Raw genomic sequence first — 15,280 nt, 5'->3', positions numbered from 1 at the left:
AAAAAAGCTATATCTTTGCGGCCCGAATATATACTTGACTATGAATAAAGTTAATGGTTTACTATATGGGCTGCTTTCATCGGCTTCTTTTGGACTTATCCCTCTATTTACCATTCCTGCCATGCAAGCAGGGATGCAATTTGAATCTATACTTTTCTATCGTTTCCTGTTTGCCTGTCTGGCGTTAGGCGGAATCTTATTGGTGAATGGTCAATCATTTCGCATCAAGAGGCAGGACATTCCTTCCCTGTTTCTTCTTGCGCTTCTTTATTTAATGTCTGCCGTATTCCTGTTCTGGGGATATAAGTTTATGGCTAGCGGAGTTGCCACCACTATTCATTTCATGTATCCGGTGCTTACCACGTTAATCATGATGCTCTTCTTTAAAGAAAAGAAGTCCGGCTGGCGGATCGCTGCCATTGCATCCGCAGTGGCAGGAGTTTATTTCTTATCCGGCGGAGATACAAAAACGGGAAGCTTTTCTTTCCTGGGACTTTTCATTGTTCTTCTGTCGGCACTCGGATATGCGCTTTATCTCGTCACAATGAGCCAACTAAAAATTGGACAGATGAAGGGGCTACTGCTTACTTTCTACGTATTCCTTTTCGGAGGTATTCTCCTTTTTATCGGAACGGAAACCATCAGCCAGCTTCAACCCATCAGCAAATGGCATACTGCCGGCAACTTGATTCTATTAGCTTTAATCCCTACCGTAGTTTCTAATCTTGCTCTAGTAAGAGCCGTAAAAAGCATCGGCTCCACACTCACCTCTGTGTTGGGAGCTATGGAGCCGGTAACTGCTGTATGTGTAGGTATCTTTCTTTTCGGGGAAGCCTTCACCACAAGCATTGGTGTAGGTATTGCACTGATTATCGCTGCCGTAATCGTTATTATATTAAAACGATAAAAAATGCGGTTTCATCGGAATATTTACTTCATCGACCCATTTTTAATTCCTGAATAAGATGGGCTGCCTTACCGTATTTCTCTATGATAAAGAGCATATACCGCACATCTACCCCGATGCAACGCTGCAAATCTGGTTCGAATACGATATCACTGCTCATTGCTTCCCAGTTGCCATCAAAAGCCAAGCCTAGTAATTCTCCTTTGGCATTAAACATGGCACTGCCGGAATTACCGCCTGTAATGTCATTGTTGGAGATAAAACAAACATTCATATCTCCCTGCGCATTGGCATATCTTCCGAAATCACCGGAAGAAAGCAAACTCAACAACTCCGGCTGAACGGCAAAGTCAATATCACCCGCATGTTCCTTCACTTTCTCAAAAATGCCTTTCACGGTTGTGTAGTAATCATAAGTGGCTCCATCAAAAGGAGTATATCCTCCAACCGTTCCGAAACTAAGCCGCATGGTAGAGTTGGCATCCGGATAAAAATTACGATCAGCATACATCCGGCGCATGGCTGCATTGAACAAACGCTCCCCCTCCTCTATCTGCTCGGAAGCCTCGGAAATGCTTTGATTCATCTCATAATACTTCACAATCAAATCCAGACTTAAGGAAACAGCCGGATCCTCTATGAGATTATAAGTAGTATCTCGCTCCAGAAAGCGTTTTAAGCCTTTAGGAGACGTTATATTGGAAGTTGCATACAAAGAGTCTACATAGGTCTGAATATTCCCGTTGTAGAGCGTATCTATCTTCTCATACATAGCAGGCAGAAACTTTTTATCCACTTTCGACTGATACTCTTTGAGCATGGCAGCAAAAACCTCCTTATCAATGGAAAGATCGAGATTATCATACTTCTCCAGTAACTTTTTCATGCGGGTTATCACCAACTTCTCTTCCGCCTCAAAGTCGAAATTGAGAATTTCAAGAGCGAGCTGCACTAACTCGGGACCATTTATAAACGATTCACCGAAATAAGCCAACGCACGATTGGTTTCACGGCGATTACTATAACTCAACTCTAAAGAAGAAAATAAACGAATCAGTTTCTCTCTCTCTTCCGGATGAGACTGAATCCAGTTACGAAGCTCTGCTTCAGCCACCCGCTTCTTTTCCAACACTTTCAAATGCTTGATGGCTTTATTCGTTCCGATGCTATTCTTCCAATAATTGGAGCTTTCATCGTATTTTGAAGCATACTTAATGCGAATATCCGGACGACGGTCCATCTCCCGTTTCCAGATGGTTTGTTTCACTCCCCGTACATCAATCATTGCCTGATTGATTCCATTCATCATCTCTTCGATACCATACGAGGAAAGGTAACGTTCCGTACTGCCCGGATAGCCAAGCGTCATGCAGAAAGAACCTTCTTTGTATCCATCCAAAGAAATGGGTGCTACATATTCGGGATGATAAGGGACGTTTTCAGGAGAATAATCCGCCGGACCATTCTTGGTATTAGCATAGATACGAAATACGCTGAAATCGCCCGTATGACGCGGCCACATCCAATTATCCGTATCCCATCCGAACTTCCCGACAGAAGAAGGAGGTGCAAAAACCAGGCGGACATCATTATAATCACGATAAACAGATAGCCAGAATTCATTCCCTGCATAATAAGCATCTACAATACCAGTCAATGTAGAATCCTTTTCGGAGACTTCCATACTGATTACATTCATAATCGAATCAACAGCCACACGGCGTTCTGTTTCCGTTTTAGCATGCCGGGCGGCAGACAATACGCGTTTAGTAACATCTTCCGTACGAAGCAGGAAACGAACATACAATTCCGGATTCGGCAGTTCTTCCTCAAGACTACGTGCAAAGAAGCCATCTTTCAGATAATCATGTTCCACTGAAGAATGTTGCTGAATACTGCTAAAGCCACAATGATGATTAGTAAACACCAGACCGTCTTCAGAAACCACCACTCCTGAACAGAAGCCTCCAAAACTGACAACAGCATCTGCCAGACATGGTTTCTTCGGATCATATATTTTATTCACAGGCATCTGCAAACCAAGTTCTTTCATTACCCGGTCAGTCTGTTTATTCTTTCGGAGATTTCCCAACAACCACATTCCCTCATCGGCAAATACATTCGACAGACAGAGAGAAAAGACTATCAAGACGGTTAGTCTGAACTTCATATTATTATTTTTAGATTCATTATTCTGTAATCAGCCTCAACTTCTTCGTTCCTACGCGGGCTTTCAGCCATTCGCTGATTTTCTCTTTTTCAGCAACAGACGGATGTCTGGCGAATTTAAGGACAGCCAATGTTACCGTATCCGTCTTCATCGAATCGACCCGCACTTCGAGCGAGTGAGCGATGGAAAGAGTTGTGATGGAAGGATAAAGTACCTTCAATTCGGGTACTAATGTACGACTCATAGCATCGTACGTTCTGTATTGCTCCAGTGTTGTCTCCAGTTGGGAAATTTTCACCGCCTGTTGTTGAAGCCGTTGCTCACTGTTTTTATAGAAGTCTTCCATGACCATGGCACGGATAGAAGATACATCTACCGCCTCATTGTTCATCCCCTGTAATACAATCAGTTTCGTATCTTCCAGCTTATACTCTTTCAACTTGCTACGAGCAATAGATATCGAAGCGTCAGGCACTTCAGGACCAATCAAAACAACCCGTACTTCTTTATGGTCATAGCTAATTTTCTTATCAAGTACCTGCGTATTCTCAAAGCTCAACTGATCGTTTATAAAACGATTGGCTGCTGCTTCATAGAAAGTGCTCTTTATAATTCCAAATGTCAGATAAACTGCAGGGCACATGGTAAGCACTACAATCAGAACGATGTATTTACGTACGGTCTTCTCACGGGTTTTATCCACAAACTCTTTCCGTTGGAAATGCATCACACGAACACCGAGGAAAGTAGCCAGGCTGATAAAAACAGAGTTGATAAAGTAAAGATAAAAAGCACCCAGGAAATAAATGAGATTACCGGAAGCCAGCCCGTAACCTGCCGTACAAAGCGGCGGCATCAATGCAGTAGCAATGGCAACACCCGGAATCACATTCCCTTTTTCCTTGGTAGAGAGAGCCACGACACCTGCCAAACCACCAAAAAGCGCGATGAATACATCATAAATAGTGGGCGATGTACGTGCCAGCAACTCTGACTGTGAACCGGCAATAGGGGCAAGAAGGAAAAAGATTGTTGCCGTAGTCACACTGAAAGCAGTCGTTATGAGAAAGCTCTTCAAAGAGCGTTTCATTAATTCAAAGTCATTCAGTCCGACAGACAGTCCTACTCCCATAATAGGTCCCATCAATGGAGAAATCAACATGGCACCGATAATAACGGCAGTGGAGTTCACATTCAATCCGAGTGATGCCATGAATATGGCAAAGATCAGAATCCATAAATTGGCACCTTTGAACTCTACCCCCTTACGGATAGAATCCACTGTGGCCAGTTCGTTATCCTTATCTTTCCTCAAGTCCAGATATTCTCCCAGAAAGGACTTGATAGCAAACTTATTACGTTCATCTGTCTTCATAGTTATTTCTTCTTTATAAATCGATTAATAACAGGAATCTGACTCAATGGTAAATCCTTCTTGATAATATAAGCTATAAATAGCAATAAGAGTACGGTACGGAAAGCGAGACGGAGCACTATATTAGGGATAGGAACCTGCTCTCCAATAACGTAAAGTACCGCTGCCAGCAGAACATAAAGTCCCAGGCTCTTCAAGTCATAATGAATCGGGTATTCTTTCTGTCCTATCCAGTAGGATAGCAGCAAGATGACTGCATAGCCTGCAACAGAAGCCCATGCCGAAGCAAGATAACCGTAAACCGGCACAAACAGGATGTTCAATACGACAATAATAACACAACCAATCACCGAGAAGTAGGCTCCCCAATAGGTCTTATCCGTCAGTTTATACCAAAAGGAAAGGTTGAAATAGATCCCTTTACAGATCTCTGCAAGCATTACAATAGCTACTACCCCCAGGCCTTCCCAGTAACCCCTTGCCACCAGATAACGCAGCAAGTCGAGGTAGAACATGACAGCAAGGAAAGCCAGCAAGGAAAATATAAGAAAATACTTCATCGCAGCGGCATACATCTTCCGGTTGTCTCCTTCTCGGTCTTTGCCAAAAACAAACGGTTCGTAAGCATAACGGAAAGCTTGCGTAAACATTGCCATCACCATCGCAATCTTACTGGTTGCTGCATAGATACCCAATTGCACCAACCCTTCCTGCCGGTCTTCAAAAAGAAACGGATAGATCATCTTATCCACAGTCTGATTTAGAATACCTACCAAACCTAAGATTAATACCGGGAAAGAATATACGACCATTCGTTTCAGCAATACCCGGTCCAACTTATAAGCAAACCCCGTCAGTTCCGGGATAAAAAAGAACATCTGAACAACCGAGATAATCAGGTTGCTAATAAAAATATATCCCACTAAATAATCCGGATCATAAAACCAGGAGATAGTTGACGGACAATGTACATTCAGCCACGGGCACACCAGTAGGAAAAATAGATTCAAACCGATGCCACCAACGATAGAGAGCAGTTTGATAGCAGCAAACTTAATAGGCCGCTTTTTATACCGTAAATAGGCAAAAGGAATGCATTGGAAAGAGTCTAAAGCTACCACAACAGCCATCATCGCTATAAACTCCGGATGATCGCCATAATCCAGTAAATTGGAAATGGGTTGCAGGAATAACAGGCAAAGGAAAACAAAAATCAAAGATACCCCTCCTACCGATAACAAGGAGTTGGCATATACTTTCATCGGGTCTTCTCCCGATTTGTTGGCAAAACGGAAGAATCCCGTTTCCATACCGAACGTAAGCAGTACAAGCATCAGGGCTGTAAACGCATATACGTTTGAAACAACTCCATAACCTCCGGTGGAAGCTGGCAATACCGCTGTGTACAAAGGCACCAGCATGTAGTTAAGGAATCGTCCGACAATACTACTCAACCCATAAATTGCCGTATCTTTAGCTAATGATTTTAGTCCAGCCATGTTTTATTAGTGATTATCATTCAGATTGGTTCAACGTTTCTTCTTTTGTTTGAACAACCAATCCATAAATCCGGGATAATTGAAAGCCGGATTCCAGCTCCCATGATTACAACCGGGGAATTCAATATATTCCACATCTGCACCGGCAGCTTTCAGTGCTTTATACGCTTCGCGAGAACCTTTCACCGGAACTACATCGTCCGCATCTCCGTGAAAGATACGAAATTTCACATCCTTGGCAACCGATAGCCGACTTGGATTGACTGTACCGCAAATAGGAACTGCAGCTGCAAAAATCTCCGGATAACGCACGACTAAATCATACGTTCCCATCGCTCCCATTGAAAGACCGATAATATAAACCCGTTGTGTGTCCACTTCGGGCATTACCAGATAAGAGTCGAGCAACTGTTTAAGCGTTTGCAATATAGGACTGATCTCTTGTCCCACTGGCATTTCTGTAGGGATAAGCGACTTCGGACGTCCTGTATAAGCCCAGTAACCGTCTGTCGGACACTGTGGAATTAGAACGAAAGCGGGATACTTCTCTTGATTGACCGGATTAAGAAACATCTGTCCACCATGAGTCAACTGTTTCTCATTATCATTTCCCCGTTCGCCGGCTCCATGCAGAAACAGTACGAGCGGATACTTTTCACCTGGCTTCACCGATTCGGGATGAATCATCCGATAAGGTAAAGAGTCTCCTTTAGAAGAGACAAAAATATCCCTCCCATATTCCTGTTGAGCCGATAAAGACAAGCTCAAAAAGAGAAAAACAAGTAAAGTAGTCCATTGCTTCATCATCCAACTATGCTTTATAAAGTTCTTTTATACCGTTAATACCACTTGTCACATGACGCTTTATGTTAGTCATTAAACAGCGTTTTTTGACTGTTATAAAGACTTCTTCCCAAATGTTTATAGGCAAGTTCGGTCACCTCACGTCCACGGGGAGTACGCTTCATAAATCCTTCTTTTATCAGGAAAGGTTCGTAAACTTCCTCAATGGTTCCCGCATCTTCTCCCAAAGCCGTGGCAATGGTAGTGATACCTACCGGACCACCTTTAAATTTGTCTATAATGGTGCAAAGTATCTTGTTGTCTATCTCATCCAGGCCGTACTTATCAATATTCAGTGCTTCCAATGCAAACTGGGCGATCTCCGTATCGATAGAACCGGAGCCTTTCACCTGCGCAAAATCACGTACCCGACGGAGCAAGGCATTGGCAATACGGGGCGTTCCGCGGCTACGGGAAGCGATCTCCGATGCTGCACGTACCGAACAAGGCACATCCAGTATGGACGCAGAACGACGAATGATATTGCTCAAAATATCATCATCATAGTACTCCAAATGAAGATTAATACCGAAACGTGCACGAAGCGGGGCCGTCAGCAGACCGCTACGTGTGGTTGCACCAACCAGCGTGAAAGGATTCAAATCTATCTGGATGCTGCGTGCCGAAGGTCCCTTATCGATCATAATATCGATGCGGTAATCTTCCATCGCCGAATAAAGATATTCCTCCACCACAGGCGACAGCCGATGAATTTCATCAATAAAAAGCACGTCGTTCGGTTCGAGGCTGGTCAATACACCTGCCAGGTCACCCGGTTTATCAAGTACCGGACCGGAAGTTACTTTAAAGCCAACTCCTAATTCGTTAGCGATAATATTCGAAAGAGTTGTTTTTCCTAATCCGGGAGGGCCGTGCAACAGCACATGGTCGAGTGCTTCGCCACGCAGACGTGCCGCCTTCACAAAAATGCGAAGGTTTTCCACCACCTTGTCCTGCCCGCTAAAGTCTTCAAAGCTTAACGGACGGAGTGCATTCTCGAAATCCCGTTCTTTTGAAGTAAGCTGATGTTCGCGTATGTTAAAATCTTCCTGTTCCATTTATTTCTTGAAAGTAGGAGACAAAGATAGAGATTTACATTCATTTTCAGTATAAGAAAGACGAAGATTTAGTTTATTTGAAACGTAATAACTACTTTTGCACTATCTATATACACGTTATCAACTATGGTTCTAAATTACATTTGGATAGGATTTTTCGTCATAGCCTTTATCATCGCTCTTATAAAAGTGATTGTTTTGGGAGATACGGGGATATTTACGGCTATCATGAACTCTACATTCGACTCCTCCAAAACGGCATTCGAGATATCGCTAGGACTTACGGGTGTACTGGCCCTTTGGTTGGGCATCATGAAAATCGGCGAGAACAGCGGATTGATTAATGCGCTGGCCCACTTTCTTAGTCCGGTGCTTTGCCGCCTGTTTCCGGACATTCCTAAAGGGCATCCGGTGTTAGGCTCCATCTTTATGAATATGTCTGCCAACATGCTCGGTTTGGACAATGCCGCCACCCCGCTGGGACTGAAAGCGATGAAAGAACTGCAAGAACTGAATCCGAATAAGGATACGGCTTCCAATCCGATGATTATGTTTTTGGTGATTAATACATCCGGCCTTATCATCATTCCAATCAGTATCATGGTGTATCGTGCACAAATGGGGGCTGCACAGCCTACGGATGTATTTATCCCTATCCTGCTAAGTACTTTCATTTCAACTTTAGTAGGAGTCATAGCAGTCAGTATCGCTCAAAAGATAAACTTAATCAATAAGCCTATTCTCATTTTAATGGGTGTTATCTGTCTTTTCTTTTCGGGATTGATTTATCTGTTTCTAAGCGTTTCACGAGAGGATATGGGTACTTATTCTACATTGATAGCGAATATTCTGCTGTTCAGTGTCATTATCCTGTTTATTCTGACGGGAGTCAGGAAAAAAATCAATGTATACGATTCGTTTGTAGAGGGAGCTAAAGAAGGATTTACGACAGCTGTACGTATCATACCCTATCTGGTTGCTTTCCTTGTAGGAATCGCCGTGTTCCGCACTTCGGGAGCTATGGATTTTCTAGTGGGAGGCATTGGCTACATAGTAGGCTCATGCGGAGTTGATACAAGCTTTGTAGGGGCACTGCCTACTGCATTGATGAAATCGCTTAGCGGTAGCGGTGCCAACGGATTGATGATTGATACGATGAAAGAACTGGGACCGGATTCGTTTGTAGGGCGTATGAGTTGCGTAGTACGCGGAGCTTCAGATACCACATTCTACATTCTGGCCGTTTATTTCGGCAGTGTAGGAATTACCAAAACTCGTAATGCAGTGACTTGCGGTCTGATAGCTGACTTTTCGGGTATCATAGCCGCTATCTTAATCAGTTATTTATTTTTCTTTTAAATCATAACATTCAACTATGGCTGTAACTTATCAAACAGAAGGCGTAAAAATGCCTGATATCAAGAAACGTGAGACTACGGAATGGATAAAGACCGTAGCTGCTTCTTACGGAAAAAGACTCGGTGAAATCGCTTATATCTTCTGCTCGGACGAAAAAATTCTGGAGGTAAACCGTCAGTATCTGCAACATGACTACTACACGGACATTATTACTTTCGATTATTGTGAAGGCGATCGTCTATCAGGTGACTTATTCATCAGCCTGGATACGATACGCACCAATGCGGAACAGTTTGGTGCTTCATACGAAGACGAACTACATCGTGTGATTATCCACGGAATTCTTCATTTGTGCGGCATTAATGATAAAGGTCCCGGAGAACGGGAAGTTATGGAAGCAGCTGAGAATAAGGCATTGGGGATGTTGCGATAAGCGCTCATTGCTTTCAATTCGTACACTGCTTTTCAATTCGCCTTTCATAAAAAAGAAACCCCGGCGTAATCACTACGCCGAGGCACTCCATTAGCTTATGCTAATTAACACTAAATTATTAAGAGAGAGATTTAGTCAATTTATTAATAGTTTGGAGTTACTTCACTTCAGGAGTAACCAGTTCCTTAATTGATTTTGTATTTAGGTACAGGAAAGCCAAACGAGGAGTTCCTTCGTTCACTATCAACTGCAATGAATCCGATGTCAGGTAGCCGATACGCTCACGAGTTTTGTACACCTCAACCTTTCCATCATCTTCCTTGCTGAATCCTTCCACAATCAGATAACCATTATCCACTTTCCACGTTTTCAAATCTAAAGACGGAATATTGATAGCAGAACACTTACCACCTTTCTTGAACTCAAATCCTTTCAACTCACCCGTAGACTTGTATGTATAAGGATTGCACCATTTTCCGATAATCTGTTTTTCTACTTTCTTCTGTCCGTAGCTTAAAGCGAAACAAGACAGAGCCATAGCCGTAATCAATAATTTTTTCATCTTAAATCAATATTTATTTTTTTAGTAAATCGTATTTCTGATCAATTCCACGCTCTCGCAGATGAATACCTTCCTTCATCCAACGTGGTTCTTTTGTTCCTTTCAGGTAATAGTCAAAGAACTGCATCATCCGGATTGTCCAGTCTTTCTGTGCACCTCTTCCCAGTACGAAATGTCCTTCACCTTTGTAATTCAACAACCATGCAGGACGTTGTAAGCGACGCATAGCCAAATAAAGAGCACGTCCTTGTTCATATGCAACAGCCTCATCCTCATCATTATGTAATATCAACAAAGGTGTATGTATCTTATCAGCCTCCAAAATTGCTGAACTTGCCAGATACTTATCTTTTGCCTCCCATAAAGTCTTTCCCATACGACTTTGTGTTTCCTCGTACATAAAATATCGTGGCAGACCGCTTCCATTACGAATTCCCAAATATCCGGTCACCATATCCGTAATTGGAGCCGCTATATTGGCACAAGTGAAAAGATCTGTCTTTGTCACCAAATATGATGTTTGATAGCCAGACCAGCTATGTCCCTGTAAGCCTATTTTCCCGGGATGTGCTATCCCCTGCTCTATCAGATACTTCGTTCCACTCACAACAGCATCATAACAACTCTGACCGGGAGTCCCAACCGTGAAATGCACATCCGGCATAAACACAATATAACCATTGCTGGCAAAATACATAGGATCCCCTAACGCACTACTCAACAAAGGTGCATGATAAATATTCAACTCACCGGAATGAGTTTCATAAAACTGCACCAACGCCGGATATTCTTTTTGAGGATCATAATCTTCCGGAAGATAAAGCAACCCCTTATTTTCCTTATTCTCATAATTAGTCCACTTTATCAGTTTAACTGTACCCCATTTATAATCTGCTTGTTGAGGATTCGCATTCGTCACTTTAACGGGATTGGAGAAATCGGACTTACTCCACCACAAATCCCTAAATTCCGATACATTCTGACGATTCCAAACGCAATACTCATGATTGTCAGAAAAACGATGTATAGTATATACATAATTCCCCTCCATCAATTTTCTCAGACGGCCTTTCATATCAAGCTGATAGACACCCTCATCCATCGTGTCTTTATCCCAAAGGCTAACTATGACTTTTTCGTCTTTCTGAAAAACATCCTTATCTATATTACTCGTCATTTTACGAATAGATTTGCCATGCTTGCGACCATATCCTTTAGTCAGGCACTCCGGCTGACGTTCTCCTGTCAAATCAATCTTCCACCAGTCATATGCATCGTACAGAAACACATTATTCCCGTCAGCCGTCCACCCTGCTATTCCATAAGCGGGAGCAGGAGCCGGTTTATCATAACTTTCCATGAACATTGGATAACCGATAGCATCAGATATATTAACAACCTTACCGGTAGCACCATCAAACTTATTCCAGACTTGAGCAATCGGATCATACATTACTGCCCACTTGCCATTTACCGACCATTTGGGAGCTGTACGATAACTACGTCCGATCAACCGTTTTGCACCTGTATGCACATTCACTGAATATATATCGAACGGCAACCGATCCAACCACTCACGCTGCATCTTATAAGGAGATTCATCTGTGTAAAGCACATAGTTCAAATTCTCTGCTCCCGATGGTAAGAGTAAATCTACGGTAAATGGAGCAACTTCTGTGAGCTTCTTAGAAAAAATATCATAAATATACGTCACCGACTTATCCTGCCTATAACGTCCGCCCCTTTGTAAAGTCGGAACTTCCATTTCGTTCCACGTCCACAACTCTAATTCAAAACTCTTGTCCGGTTTCTTCTCCGATTCTTCCCTTCTACGGGAAATCTGCTGTGAGTCCCGAAGTTCAAGTATCAAAAAATTATGGCTTTTAGACAAGTCAATACGTCCGACAGACATACCATCAGGCAAAACAATTTCTTTCCGGTCAAAAAGCAAGTTACAACCCGGCTTCTTTAATGAAAAAGCATACCACAAAGAATCATTTACGCTAAACTCCCCGATCATCTCTTTTTCATTAAAACTATAAGAAGAGGGTTCACTCTTTACAGAACTCTGATAAAGAGTCTTATATGGACCAGCTAAAGGGCCATAGCATAGCTCGTTCCTGTCTGACTTTTTACGAATGAAAAGAATAGAACGTCCTCCGTCATATAATGTATGATAGCCGATACTGTCAATATGAAAAGCAACTTCTGTCTTCAGATGACGTACCACCAGCCTGTTAAAAGCCGGAACATGATTTACCGTATCTTTCGACACATTAGTTACAGAGATTGAGTAAGGGGTCCCTTCCACAGGACGAAAAGCCTCTTTATGTTTCCATTCGGTCTTTACTCCCGAAGGCAATGACAACAAAAATGTTTTCATTACTCCTGCCGAGTCTGCCAACCGATAAAAAGCTCCCTGGTCGTTATTATAAAACTCCAGACGCTCTATATCGCCATTCAGCAATATTTCCTTCCGCGTACGGGAATCGAATAAATGCAGTTTTTTTTCTTCCTTGCTAGCCGGATTATATTCCATCAACGATATACGGTAAGTCACCCATCTGCCTGTCGGTGAAATATCCGGTGCATCAATACGTTTCCAAGATGTACATGCTTCTATATCCAACGGTTTCTTTTGAGCCTCAACAGACAAGCTTCCCCCCAGCAACAATCCTGCTATAATCCCTATATATACAAATATCCGGTTCATCTTATCTTCTCCTGTCATCTTTAATCATATCCTTATTCAAATCGACATCAGAATCAGCCGAGTTGTCATGCAATAACAAGCGGGCAAAGTGACGCCACATCTTATGCTCGAAGAAATCCTCAGACTCACCGAAGAATCCATGTGTACATTTCGGCAATACAAACATTTCGAAATCCTTATCAGCCTTAATCAATGCATCCACCAGACGCAATGTGTTAGCAGGATTCACAGTTTTATCCATCGCACCGGTAAACAGCAACAAGCCGTGCTTGTAATTCTTTACCAACTCTTGATTCGGACGTACACGGACACTATAATCATACATCGTACTTTCTACTCCCAAACTATCTTTAGTCGTTTTCACCTTCTCATCTACACCGAAATGAATCTCAACAAAGCCTTTATTATAAATACGATTGTCATGATTACCTGCCGATGAAACAGCAGCCGAATAGAAATCAGGATAAGTACAAATGGCAGCCGCCGACATAAACCCTCCACCGGAATGGCCGTAAATACCGACTTTGGTGGCATCAATAAACGGATAACGGGCAGCCAGTTGCTCAATAGCATATTTATCATCCGCCAACGGATAATCACGCATATTGTTGTATCCATAGGTATGATAAGCCTTTCCGCGCATCGGAGTGCCACCTCTGTGCCCCACAGTGATTACAATGAACCCCAGTTGAGCCAAACGAGTATTATAAACATCATTAATCGTGAAACGTGTCGGCACATATTCGAAGAACGATCCCGGATAAACATTCGAAATGATAGGATAAACCTTTGTCGAGTCAAAGTCGGCAGGCTTCCACATCACGCCATACAAATCGGTCACTCCATCGGCAGCTTTTACCTTAAAGCGTTCCGGTGCTTTCCATCCCATCTCATAGACAGGCTGCAAATCGGGCTTTTCCAACGTCATAATCACCTTTCCATTCCGGTTACGAACCACATTCACCGGTTCCTGCGAAACAGTAGAATAAGAATCTACCATATATCGGTAAGACGGAGAGATACTGACATCATGTGACGCATTCTCCGGAGTTAACAGACGAACAGCATTCGGACGATCCAGTTGAGCTTCATAAAGAATGTAATAATAAGGGTCAATGCCTTTCTCACGACCATAACCATAGAAATACATCTTACGCCCGATAGTATCAATCTTGGTAACCGGACCAGCTACCCATATTCCATCGGTCAGTTGGTTCTTTAAGTTTCCCGTTGCTGTGTCATACAGGTAATAGTGTCCCCAACCATTACGTTCGGAACGGAAAAGGATTTCTTTCCCGTCATTCAGGAAAGAAACATTACGCATCTGATAATCGAGATATGGTTTGTTTTCTTCATGAATCACTACGCGCACTTTTCCGGTTTCTACGTCTACCTCGCAAATATCCGACTGGTTCCATGGACGGTTATAACGTTGGAAATACAAACGCTTCCCGTCCTTTGAAATATACAATATGTCAATATACTGATCAGGCCAGCGATTAATATCGATTTTCTTCACTTCACGGGTATCGACATCTCCAATCAACAATTCATATTGGGTGACATGTTTATCGCCTGCCAGTTCGGCTTTATAAGTTTTCAGTGTCGGATATGGAGTAGACAACGAATTGATTAACCATAAATCACGCACTTTCCTGTTATCCTCACGAACAGCATAAAAACGATGGCTACCTGGAATCCAATGAGTAGATTCGGCTCCGAAGCGTCCTTCCAGCTTACCCTCATCTTCACGGTTAAATGTATAATTCGGCTCACCGTCCGTTGTCAGTTGTACAGGAATGGTATCTTGCCCTTTCTTTTGATTCCCAACAAAATACAAATTATCCTTGCTGGCATAAAGAAAATAAAGACTATCTGGAGAATACTTCATCCAATACGGATCACTATTTCCATAAGATGGTTTCTCATTAAGCTGCTTCAGTGCTTTCGTATGAATATTGTACGTATAAAGTCCACGGTCAAAATCAATACGAATCGTTTCGTTATCCTTCATGAAAGTGAAAGACAAATATGGATCTGCCGAAGAATAGGCTTTCTTGGTATATACTGCAATTTTACTCAATAATTCAGCCGTATCAAACAGAAGACGTTTTTCCTTTTTCTTCGGATTTACATAATAATACTTCTTTCCTTCACGTGTAGTAAACGAATAATAAAAACAGTCCGTACCATTAATAAACGTTGGCTTGACTTCTGTTGAATACTTTATTATAGGATTCTGTTCTAACAGACGGAACTTTTCCGCTAACTTATAATTCGCTTTCTGCTGTGCATCGGCAAAGCTACATATCAACAATGCAACCACCAGGCACACATATCTAAAGAGAGAGTTTTTCATAA

The 15,280-nt window shown here is 42.4% G+C and carries 11 protein-coding genes; 3 read left to right on the top strand and 8 right to left on the bottom strand.

Annotated elements, in window-relative coordinates; all coding sequences use genetic code 11:
- Positions 1 to 40 precede the first annotated feature (40 nt).
- Positions 41 to 907 (top strand): DMT family transporter, encoded by an 867-nt coding sequence (locus Bovatus_RS16465; RefSeq protein WP_004298047.1) that lies wholly within the window; start codon positions 41 to 43, stop codon positions 905 to 907.
- A gap of 28 nt (positions 908 to 935) precedes the next feature.
- Here the strand turns inward: Bovatus_RS16465 and Bovatus_RS16460 are convergent, their stop codons facing one another.
- The 5 genes from Bovatus_RS16460 to ruvB all read right to left on the bottom strand — a co-directional run bounded on the left by Bovatus_RS16460 (position 936) and on the right by ruvB (position 7,852).
- A complete protein-coding gene (locus Bovatus_RS16460) occupies positions 936 to 3,077 on the bottom strand; it encodes a S46 family peptidase (protein ID WP_004298045.1) in 2,142 nt (713 codons plus the stop codon).
- Between the two features lie 19 nt (positions 3,078 to 3,096).
- Entirely contained in the window at positions 3,097 to 4,452 is a 1,356-nt protein-coding gene (locus Bovatus_RS16455) for a TIGR00341 family protein (RefSeq protein WP_004298044.1), read from the bottom strand.
- Positions 4,453 to 4,454: 2 nt separating this feature from the next.
- On the bottom strand, positions 4,455 to 5,951 hold the full coding sequence (locus tag Bovatus_RS16450) for an oligosaccharide flippase family protein (RefSeq protein ID WP_004298043.1): 1,497 nt from the start codon (positions 5,949 to 5,951) through the stop codon (positions 4,455 to 4,457).
- Positions 5,952 to 5,981: 30 nt separating this feature from the next.
- Entirely contained in the window at positions 5,982 to 6,758 is a 777-nt protein-coding gene (locus tag Bovatus_RS16445; protein ID WP_004298042.1) for a carboxylesterase family protein, read from the bottom strand.
- A gap of 62 nt (positions 6,759 to 6,820) precedes the next feature.
- Positions 6,821 to 7,852: a Holliday junction branch migration DNA helicase RuvB gene (ruvB, locus tag Bovatus_RS16440; protein WP_004298040.1), complete on the bottom strand. Its 1,032-nt coding sequence runs from the start codon at positions 7,850 to 7,852 to the stop codon at positions 6,821 to 6,823.
- A 126-nt stretch (positions 7,853 to 7,978) separates the two neighbouring features.
- Between ruvB and Bovatus_RS16435 the strand changes: the two genes are divergently transcribed.
- Both Bovatus_RS16435 and ybeY read left to right on the top strand, forming a co-directional pair.
- Positions 7,979 to 9,211 (top strand): nucleoside recognition domain-containing protein, encoded by a 1,233-nt coding sequence (locus tag Bovatus_RS16435; protein ID WP_004298038.1) that lies wholly within the window; start codon positions 7,979 to 7,981, stop codon positions 9,209 to 9,211.
- A 16-nt stretch (positions 9,212 to 9,227) separates the two neighbouring features.
- Entirely contained in the window at positions 9,228 to 9,644 is a 417-nt protein-coding gene (ybeY, locus tag Bovatus_RS16430; protein WP_004298035.1) for an rRNA maturation RNase YbeY, read from the top strand.
- 157 nt (positions 9,645 to 9,801) lie between these two features.
- Here ybeY and Bovatus_RS16425 read toward each other — a convergent pair whose 3' ends face one another.
- Genes Bovatus_RS16425 through Bovatus_RS16415 form a run of 3 tightly spaced genes read right to left on the bottom strand, consistent with a single transcriptional unit; the run spans position 9,802 to position 15,278 of the window.
- The gene (locus Bovatus_RS16425; protein ID WP_004298034.1) at positions 9,802 to 10,206 is read right to left on the bottom strand and encodes a lipocalin family protein; all 405 of its coding nucleotides are present in this window, start codon (positions 10,204 to 10,206) and stop codon (positions 9,802 to 9,804) included.
- A gap of 13 nt (positions 10,207 to 10,219) precedes the next feature.
- Positions 10,220 to 12,937, bottom strand: a complete 2,718-nt coding sequence (locus Bovatus_RS16420) for a S9 family peptidase (protein WP_004298032.1) — start codon at positions 12,935 to 12,937, stop codon at positions 10,220 to 10,222.
- On the bottom strand, positions 12,921 to 15,278 hold the full coding sequence (locus Bovatus_RS16415; protein ID WP_004298031.1) for a S9 family peptidase: 2,358 nt from the start codon (positions 15,276 to 15,278) through the stop codon (positions 12,921 to 12,923). The genes Bovatus_RS16420 and Bovatus_RS16415 overlap by 17 nt, the downstream gene beginning before the upstream one ends.
- Positions 15,279 to 15,280: the final 2 nt, after the last annotated feature.

The organism is Bacteroides ovatus (genome assembly GCF_001314995.1).
Taxonomy (GTDB): domain Bacteria; phylum Bacteroidota; class Bacteroidia; order Bacteroidales; family Bacteroidaceae; genus Bacteroides; species Bacteroides ovatus.
Note: the sequence above shows the minus strand (reverse complement) of the source record. Positions and strands in the feature narration are given on the sequence as shown.